This is a genomic window from Streptomyces sp. NPDC046805, from assembly GCF_040645355.1.
Taxonomy (GTDB): domain Bacteria; phylum Actinomycetota; class Actinomycetes; order Streptomycetales; family Streptomycetaceae; genus Streptomyces.
The window spans coordinates 20,132-28,566 of the sequence record NZ_JBEYYC010000052.1; the positions used below are offsets into that span (position 1 = coordinate 20,132).

Here is an 8,435-nt window from a genome sequence, read left to right on the forward strand (position 1 = left end):
CGGCTACTCCGCACGCGCCCCACGCGGGCCGCCCAGTTCCACCGCCGTGCAGCGCCAGCGGAGGTCCGGGCCCTGTTCCAGGCGGAAGGCCATGGCGCGCAGCTGGTCGCCGGCGCCGATGCGGGCGAAGGCCTCGATGGCGCCCGGGCGGGGGACGAAATAGCCGATGTCGCGGACGACGGGGCGGGTGCCACGGGCGCGCAGCGGGCCGCGCTCGGCGAGGCGGGCCAGTTCGTCGTAGGCGCGCCCTGCGGTGTGCCGGAGCATCCAGTGGACGGGGCGGTGGCCGCTGAGGACGGCGAGCAGCCGGTCGGCGAAGAGGTCGGTGGGACGGGGCTGACGGGCGGGCCCCGGCGCTGCCGGGACAGTTCCGGTCGCCCCCGACGCCGTCCCGGCCGACCTCGTCGTCGGCGTCCTGGGAGCCGTGCCGCCCGGGCGGCGGGTGTCGCGGCGGCCCGGCGGGCGGGTGCCCGGGCGGGACTGGGCGGCCCTGGTCATGACCTTGTGCATGGGAGTCCCCGTTCGGCCGGCCCGGCTGGTACCGGGCGGTAACTTGTCGGTGGGGATCTTGTACGGGGCCGGAGGCGGCGGCAGCAAGGAAGTCGCGGTGCGCGTCGGGGGCCCAGGAAAGTTCACTTATCCGAGTGGTCGAGGGTGGTGGAAGCCCCGTGGCAGCAGGCCGGTACCGGGTGAATCACGTGGTGTCGGGTTGACGGGACCGGGGGTGTGGCCGGGGACCCGAAAGGGGACACCCGCACGTATCCTGAAGGCCCTCCGGGAGACGCCCGACCGCCTTTCCCGGGGCACGACCGCCCTCCCCGGGCGGGCAGCGAAGCCTTTGACCACGAAGAGAGCGGCCAGCCATGCGCGTCTACGTCCCCCTGACCCTCCCCGCTCTCGCCGAGGCGCACAAGACGGGCGAGCTGGGGACCGGTCCGCTCGCCGCGTACGCCGTCACGCCCGCGTTGCGCGAGTGGTACCTCTCCGACGACATCGAGGAGCTGGAGTACGCGGCGCTGAACCGGGCCGCGCTGGCCTCGGTACGGCTGCTGGCCGCGGACCCGGACGCCATCCGCCGCCGGGTCGTGGTCGCCGTCGACGTGCCCGACGGAGCCGCGGTGGCCGACCCGGACCGCGGGCTCGACCCGGCGGCGCTGGGCGAGGTGCGCGTGGCCGGGCCGGTGCCGCTGGCCGAGGCGGCCGCGGTGCACGTCGACGGGGCCGACGCGGAGGCGGACGTGACCGCCGCCGCCACGGCGGTGGAGGCCGCGGACGGCGGGGACGACGACGCGCAGTTCGTCGTGGACGGGGCCGAGGACCACGAGCTGCTGTGGTACGCCACGCAGGAGATCCCGAACCTGGTCGGCAACGGCTGACCGCGCCGGGCGCAGCTGCGCCTCCCGCAGGCCTCTGACCTGCTGCGTCCCTGGATTGTCAGTGGCGGCGAGTAACGTTTTCGGACATGGGGATGAACAAGGGCGCGCACATCGTCTGGGACTGGAACGGCACGCTGTTCCACGACATCGACGCGGTGATCGGGGCGACGAACGCCGCGTTCGCCGAGCTGGGGCTGGAGCCGATCACGCTGGAGCAGTACCGGTCGCTGTACTGCGTGCCGATTCCCAGGTTCTACGAGCGGCTGCTCGGGCGGCTGCCGAGCGAGGCCGAGTGGGAGGCCATGGACACGGTCTTCCACAGGCACTACACCGAGCACCGCCTCCGGTGCGGGCTGACCGAGGGGGCGGCCGACCTGCTGGCGTCGTGGCGTACGGCGGGCAACAGCCAGTCGCTGCTGAGCATGTACGGGCACGACGAACTCGTGCCGCTGGTGCGGGGGTTCGGGATCGAGACGCACTTCATACGGATCGACGGGCGGACCGGGCCGTCCGGGGGCAGCAAGGCCGAGCACATGGTGCGCCATCTCAAGACGCTCACCGGAGTGGACACCGCGCGCACGGTGGTGATCGGGGACGCCGCCGACGACGCGGTGGCCGCGCTGCACGTGGGAGCGGGGGCCGTGCTGTACACCGGGGGTTCGCACAGCCGCGCCAGCCTCGAAGGGGCCGGCGTGCCGGTGGTGGACACGCTGGAGGAGGCCGTGGCCGAGGCGGAGCGGCTGGCGGCGTAACCGGGGCGGAGCTCGGTCCGCGGCGCGGGCGGGAGCTCAGCTCACGGGAGCCTTGGCGCGCAGCACCGTCAGGAACTCGCGCATCCAGCCGGAGTGGTCCGGCCAGGCGCGGGCGGAGACGAGGGAGCCGTCCACGACCGCCTCGCTGTCCTGGAACGTGGCTCCGGCCGCCTGCATGTCGAGTTCCAGGGCGGGATAGGCGGTGACGCGGCGGCCGCGGAGGCTGTCGGTCGCCGCGGTCAGCAGCGGGCCGTGGCAGATCTGGGCGACCGGTTTGTCCGCGTCGAAGAACGACTTGAGGATCTTGCGGAGTTCGGGGTCGTTGCGGAGGTACTCGGGGGCACGGCCGCCGGGGATCACCACGGCGGCGTACTCGCCGGGGTCGACCTGGGAGAAGGCGAGGTCGGCGGGCCAGGTGTAGCCGGGCTTCTCGGTGTAGGTGTCGAAGCCGGGTTCGAAGTCATGGACGACGAACTGCAGCTTCTTGGCGGTGGGGGCCGCGATGTCGACGTCGTAGCCCTCCTCGCGGAGGCGCTGGTAGGGGTACAGGACTTCCAGTGACTCCGCTGCGTCGCCGGTGACGATGAGGATCTTCGGAGGCATGTCGGACGGCTCCTCTCGGGCGGACGTGCGCCGGCCGCGGGCGGCGAGGCGGCGACGAGCGTCCGGCGGCCTGCTCTGTCGGCACGGTGCCTCCAGCGTGCCGCGCCGCCAAGGGGTTGCGCCACCGGTCCGGCACGGGTCCGCCACCGGCCAGGACGGTCCGGGCCGGTGGCTCGGATACGTCGCTGGTGGCGCGTTCGTCCCTGTGCAGAACGTCAAAGTTCGGCCCTCGGTTTTGTACACATACGGCTCATGACGGGCCCGGGGTGGGGAGCGATAGCCTTGTGGCGTGATCAGCGCGATATCTCGCGGGGGCACCACTGCCCCTGCCCTGCGCCCGGAGAGCACGGACGACATCCGTGACCGGGCGGCGGTCGCTGGTCTTCGCGGGCGGGACGGGGCCGCAGGAGTTCCCGAGGCGCCGTGCGCTCCCCGGGTTCCGGCGTCGTGGAGAGCGACGTCACACCCCTCGGGCGTGTCGACATTGGCTGAATACTCCCCGCCCGTCTCACCTTGCGGCATAGCGTCGAAACAGACCGGACACCCCGGGCCGTGGCGTTACACCCGAGGGGAAGAGACCGTACTTCCTTCTACGTCACGCAACGGCGCGCGACAGGAGCCAGAGGACAATGCAGACCAAGCTGGACGAAGCCAAGGCCGAGCTGCTCGAGAGGGCCGCCCGGGTAGCTGAGAACAGCCCGGTCGGGGGGCACCTACCGACTGGGACGACGGGCGAGGGCACCCCAGGCGGCCCGGGAACCCCGGACCAGGAATCCGTGCTCGCGTTCCTCCAGCGCTACTACCAGCACACCGCCCCGGAGGACCTCGACGGCCGCGACCCGGTCGACGTCTTCGGAGCCGCGGTCTCGCACTACCGCCTTGCCGAGACCCGCCCGCAGGGCACCGCCAACGTCCGGGTGCACACCCCGACGGTGGAGGAGAACGGGTGGACCTGCAGCCACACCGTCGTCGAGGTCGTCACCGACGACATGCCCTTCCTCGTCGACTCCGTCAGCAACGAGCTGACGCGGCAGGGGCGCGGCATCCACGTCGTCGTCCACCCGCAGTTCGTCGTGAGGCGCGATCTCACGGGCAAGCTCATCGAGGTGCTGCCCACCCCGCCCACCGGCGCCGACCTCCCGCACGACGCGCACGTCGAGTCCTGGATCCACGTCGAGATCGACCGTGAGACCGACCGCGCCGACCTGAAGCAGATCACCGCGGATCTGCTGCGCGTCCTGTCCGACGCCCGCGAGGCCGTCGAGGACTGGGAGAAGATGCGGGAGGCGGCCCTGCGCATCGCCGAGGGACTCGGCGACGAGCCGGTGCCGGCCGACCTGCCCGGGCCCCAGGTCGAGGAGGCACGCGAGCTGCTGCGCTGGCTGTCCGACGACCACTTCACCTTCCTCGGCTACCGCGAGTACGAGCTGTGCGAGGACGACACCCTCGCCGCCGTACCGGGCACCGGCCTCGGCATCCTGCGCTCCGACCCGCACCACGCCGGTGACGACCTCCACCCGGTCACCCCCTCCTTCGAGCGGCTCTCGACCGACGCCCGCGCCAAGGCCCGCGAGCACAAGCTCCTCGTCCTCACCAAGGCCAACAGCCGGGCCACCGTGCACCGGCCGTCGTACCTCGACTACGTCGGCGTGAAGAAGTTCGACAAGGACGGCAACGTCGTCGGGGAGCGCCGCTTCCTGGGCCTGTTCTCGTCCGCCGCCTACACGGAGTCCGTCCGCCGCGTGCCGGTCATCCGGCGCAAGGTCCAGGAGGTCCTCAAGGGCGCCGGGTTCTCGCCCAACAGCCACGGCGGCCGCGACCTGCTTCAGATCCTGGAGACCTACCCGCGCGACGAGCTCTTCCAGACCACCGCCGACGAGTTGCGCCCCATCGTCACGTCCGTCCTCTACCTGCAGGAACGCCGCCGGCTGCGTCTGTACCTGCGCCAGGACGAGTACGGCCGCTACTACTCCGCCCTCGTCTACCTCCCCCGCGACCGCTACACCACTGGCGTCCGGCTGCGGATCATCGACATCCTGAAGGAGGAACTGGGCGGCACCAGCGTCGACTTCACGGCCTGGAACACCGAATCGGTTCTCTCCCGGCTGCACTTCGTCGTCCGCGTCCCGCAGGGCACCGAGCTGCCGCAGCTGTCCGACGCCGACAAGGAGCGGATCGAGGCCCGCCTCGTCGAGGCCGCCCGCTCCTGGGCCGACGGCTTCGCCGAGGCGCTCACCGCCGAGTGCGGCGAGGAGCGCGCCGCCGAGCTGCTGCGCCGCTACGGCGGGGGCTTCCCCGAGGGCTACAAGGCCGACCACAGCCCGCGTGCCGCGGTCGCCGACCTGGTCCACCTGGAGCGGCTCAGCGAGGAGGAGGGCAACGACTTCGCGCTCAGCCTGTACGAGCCGGTGGGCGCCGCCCCCGACGAGCGCCGCTTCAAGATCTACCGCAGGGGCGCCGCCGTCTCCCTGTCCGCCGTGCTGCCGGTCCTCAACCGGCTCGGCGTCGAGGTGATCGACGAGCGGCCGTACGAGCTGCGCTGCTCGGACCGCACGAGCGCCTGGATCTACGACTTCGGTCTGCGCATCCCCAAGTCGCTGGGCGGCGGCAACGGCGACTACCTCGGCGACGACGGCCGCGAGCGCTTCCAGGACGCCTTCGCCGCGACCTGGACCGGCAAGGCGGAGAACGACGGCTTCAACGCCCTGGTGCTCGGCGCCGGGCTGACCTGGCGGCAGGCCATGGTGCTGCGCGCGTACGCCAAGTACCTGCGGCAGGCCGGCTCCACCTTCAGCCAGGACTACATGGAGGACACCCTCCGCACGAACGTCCACACCACCCGGCTGCTCGTCTCCCTCTTCGAGGCGCGGATGGCGCCGGAGCGCCAGAGCGCCGGGCTCGAGATCGTCGAGGCCCTCCTCGAAGAGCTCGACCTGGCCCTCGACCAGGTGGCGAGCCTCGACGAGGACCGCATCCTGCGCTCCTTCCTCACCGTCATCAAGGCGACGCTGCGCACGAACTTCTTCCAGGAGAAGCTCGGCGGCAGGCCGCACGACTACGTCTCCATGAAGTTCGACCCGCAGGCGATCCCGGACCTGCCCGCGCCGCGCCCGGCGTACGAGATCTGGGTGTACTCGCCGCGTGTCGAGGGCGTGCACCTGCGCTTCGGCAAGGTCGCGCGCGGTGGCCTGCGCTGGTCCGACCGCCGTGAGGACTTCCGCACCGAGATCCTCGGCCTGGTCAAGGCGCAGATGGTGAAGAACACCGTCATCGTGCCGGTCGGCGCCAAGGGCGGCTTCGTCGCCAAGCAGCTGCCCGACCCGAGCGTGGACCGGGACGCGTGGCTGGCCGAGGGCGTCGCCAGCTACAAGACGTTCATCTCGGCGCTGCTCGACATCACCGACAACATGGTCGCCGGCGAGGTCGTGCCGCCGCAGGACGTCGTACGGCACGACGAGGACGACACCTACCTGGTGGTCGCGGCCGACAAGGGCACGGCGACGTTCTCGGACATCGCCAACGAGGTCGCCCAGTCGTACAACTTCTGGCTCGGCGACGCCTTCGCCTCCGGCGGCAGCGCGGGTTACGACCACAAGGGCATGGGCATCACCGCCCGCGGCGCCTGGGAGTCCGTGAAGCGGCACTTCCGCGAGCTGGGCGTGGACACGCAGAGCGAGGACTTCACGGTCGTCGGCATCGGCGACATGTCCGGTGACGTGTTCGGCAACGGCATGCTGCTCTCCGAGCACATCCGCCTGGTCGCCGCCTTCGACCACCGGCACATCTTCATCGACCCGAACCCGGACGCGGCCACCGGCTACGCCGAGCGCCGCCGCCTGTTCGAGCTGCCCCGCTCCAGCTGGGCCGACTACAACACCGAGCTGCTGTCGGCGGGCGGCGGGATCTTCCCCCGTACCGCCAAGGCGATCCCGGTCAACGCCCACATCCGCGCGGCCCTCGGCATCGAGGGCAAGGTCGCCAAGATGACCCCGGCCGACCTGATGAAGGCGATCCTGCACGCGCCGGTCGACCTGCTGTGGAACGGCGGCATCGGTACGTACGTCAAGTCGTCGGCGGAGTCCAACGCCGACGTCGGCGACAAGGCCAACGACGCCATCCGCGTCGACGGCGCGGACCTGAGGGTCAAGGTCGTCGGCGAGGGCGGCAACCTGGGCCTGACCCAGCTGGGCCGCATCGAGTTCGCCACGCACGGCGGCCGGATCAACACCGACGCGATCGACAACAGCGCCGGCGTGGACACCTCCGACCACGAGGTGAACATCAAGATCCTGCTCAACGGCCTGGTCGCGGACGGCGACATGACCGTCAAGCAGCGCAACAAGCTGCTCGCCGAGATGACCGACGAGGTCGGCGCCCTGGTCCTGCGCAACAACTACGCGCAGAACACGGCGATCGCCAACGCGCTCGCCCAGTCCAAGGACATGCTCCACGCCCAGCAGCGCTTCATCCGCCACCTGGTGCGCGAGGGCCACCTCGACCGGGCGCTGGAGTTCCTGCCGGCCGACCGTCAGATCCGCGAGCGGCTCGGCCAGGGCCAGGGCCTGACCGGTCCGGAGACGGCCGTCCTGCTGGCGTACACGAAGATCACGGTCGCCGAGGAGCTGCTGCACACCTCGCTGCCGGACGACCCGTACTTGCGCACCCTGCTGCACGCGTACTTCCCGACGGCGCTGCGCGAGCGGTTCACCGAGGCCGTGGACAGCCACCCGCTGCGCCGCGAGATCACCACGACCGTACTGGTCAACGACACGGTCAACACGGGCGGTACGACGTATCTGCACCGGCTGCGCGAGGAGACCGGCGCGTCGCTGGAGGAGATCGTGCGGGCGCAGACCGCGGCCCGCGCCATCTTCCGCTCGTCGCCCGTGTGGGACGCGGTCGAGGACCTCGACAACAAGGTCGACGCCGAGGTCCAGACCCGCATCCGGCTGCACTCGCGCCGCCTGGTCGAGCGCGGCACGCGCTGGCTGCTCAACAACCGGCCGCAGCCGCTGGAGCTCACCGAGACCGTCGACTTCTTCGCCGAGCGGGTCGAGCAGGTCTGGCAGGAGCTGCCGAAGCTGCTGCGCGGCGCGGACCTGGAGTGGTACGAGCGCATCCACGACGAGCTGATGGCGGCCGGCGTGCCGGACGAGCTGGCCACCCGCGTGGCCGGGTTCTCCTCGGCCTTCCCGGCGGTCGACATCGTCTCGGTGGCCGACCGCATGGGCAAGGAGCCGCTGGACGTCGCCGAGGTCTACTACGACCTCGCCGACCGCCTCGGGATCTCCGAGCTCATGGACCGCATCATCGAGCTGCCTCGCACCGACCGCTGGTCGTCCATGGCCCGCGCCTCCATCCGCGAGGACCTGTACGCGGCCCACGCGGCGCTCACCGCGGACATCCTCGCCGTCGGCAACGGCACCTCGACGCCCGAGCAGCGCTTCAAGGCCTGGGAGGCGAAGAACGCGCCGATCCTGAGCCGGGCCCGCGCCACGCTGGAGGAGATCCGCGGCTCGGACGCCTTCGACCTGGCCAACCTGTCGGTGGCGATGCGGACGATGCGGACGCTGCTGCGGACGCACTCGTAGTCCCTACGGTGACGGGGGCGCCCCGGGCCTGATCAGGCCCGGGGCGGGCCGCGAGCGGGGGCAGAGCCCCGTGGGAGTTGTGAGTCAAAGGGGGAACGGGCCAATTCAATAAA

At 71.4% G+C, this 8,435-nt stretch carries 5 protein-coding genes; 3 read left to right on the forward strand and 2 right to left on the reverse strand.

Annotation, left to right across the window (positions count from 1 at the left end; genetic code table 11):
- Nucleotides 1-3: 3 nt before the first annotated feature.
- Nucleotides 4-510 carry an Rv3235 family protein gene (locus ABZ910_RS34420; RefSeq protein ID WP_361373035.1) on the reverse strand — a complete coding sequence of 169 codons (507 nt, stop codon included), beginning with the start codon at nt 508-510 and terminating at the stop codon, nt 4-6.
- A 353-nt stretch (nt 511-863) separates the two neighbouring features.
- Between ABZ910_RS34420 and ABZ910_RS34425 the strand changes: the two genes are divergently transcribed.
- Together ABZ910_RS34425 and ABZ910_RS34430 are read left to right on the forward strand one after the other, a co-directional pair.
- Complete coding sequence (locus tag ABZ910_RS34425) at nt 864-1,376, forward strand: hypothetical protein (protein ID WP_361373037.1); 513 nt, start codon at nt 864-866, stop codon at nt 1,374-1,376.
- 86 nt (nt 1,377-1,462) lie between these two features.
- The gene (locus ABZ910_RS34430) at nt 1,463-2,128 is read left to right on the forward strand and encodes an HAD family hydrolase (RefSeq protein ID WP_361373039.1); all 666 of its coding nucleotides are present in this window, start codon (nt 1,463-1,465) and stop codon (nt 2,126-2,128) included.
- Nucleotides 2,129-2,164: 36 nt separating this feature from the next.
- Here the strand turns inward: ABZ910_RS34430 and ABZ910_RS34435 are convergent, their stop codons facing one another.
- Nucleotides 2,165-2,731 (reverse strand): DJ-1/PfpI family protein, encoded by a 567-nt coding sequence (locus ABZ910_RS34435; RefSeq protein ID WP_361373041.1) that lies wholly within the window; start codon nt 2,729-2,731, stop codon nt 2,165-2,167.
- 629 nt (nt 2,732-3,360) lie between these two features.
- Between ABZ910_RS34435 and ABZ910_RS34440 the strand changes: the two genes are divergently transcribed.
- Entirely contained in the window at nt 3,361-8,322 is a 4,962-nt protein-coding gene (locus ABZ910_RS34440; RefSeq protein WP_361373043.1) for an NAD-glutamate dehydrogenase, read from the forward strand.
- The last annotated feature ends 113 nt before the right edge of the window (nt 8,323-8,435 follow it).

Bases quoted from the DNA above. Each gene is read 5' to 3' on its own strand.
- ABZ910_RS34420 (WP_361373035.1), bottom strand. From the start codon at position 510: ATGCACAAGGTCATGACCAGGGCCGCCCAGTCCCGCCCGGGCACCCGC.
- ABZ910_RS34425 (WP_361373037.1), top strand. From the start codon at position 864: ATGCGCGTCTACGTCCCCCTGACCCTCCCCGCTCTCGCCGAGGCGCAC.
- ABZ910_RS34430 (WP_361373039.1), top strand. From the start codon at position 1,463: ATGGGGATGAACAAGGGCGCGCACATCGTCTGGGACTGGAACGGCACG.
- ABZ910_RS34435 (WP_361373041.1), bottom strand. From the start codon at position 2,731: ATGCCTCCGAAGATCCTCATCGTCACCGGCGACGCAGCGGAGTCACTG.
- ABZ910_RS34440 (WP_361373043.1), top strand. From the start codon at position 3,361: ATGCAGACCAAGCTGGACGAAGCCAAGGCCGAGCTGCTCGAGAGGGCC.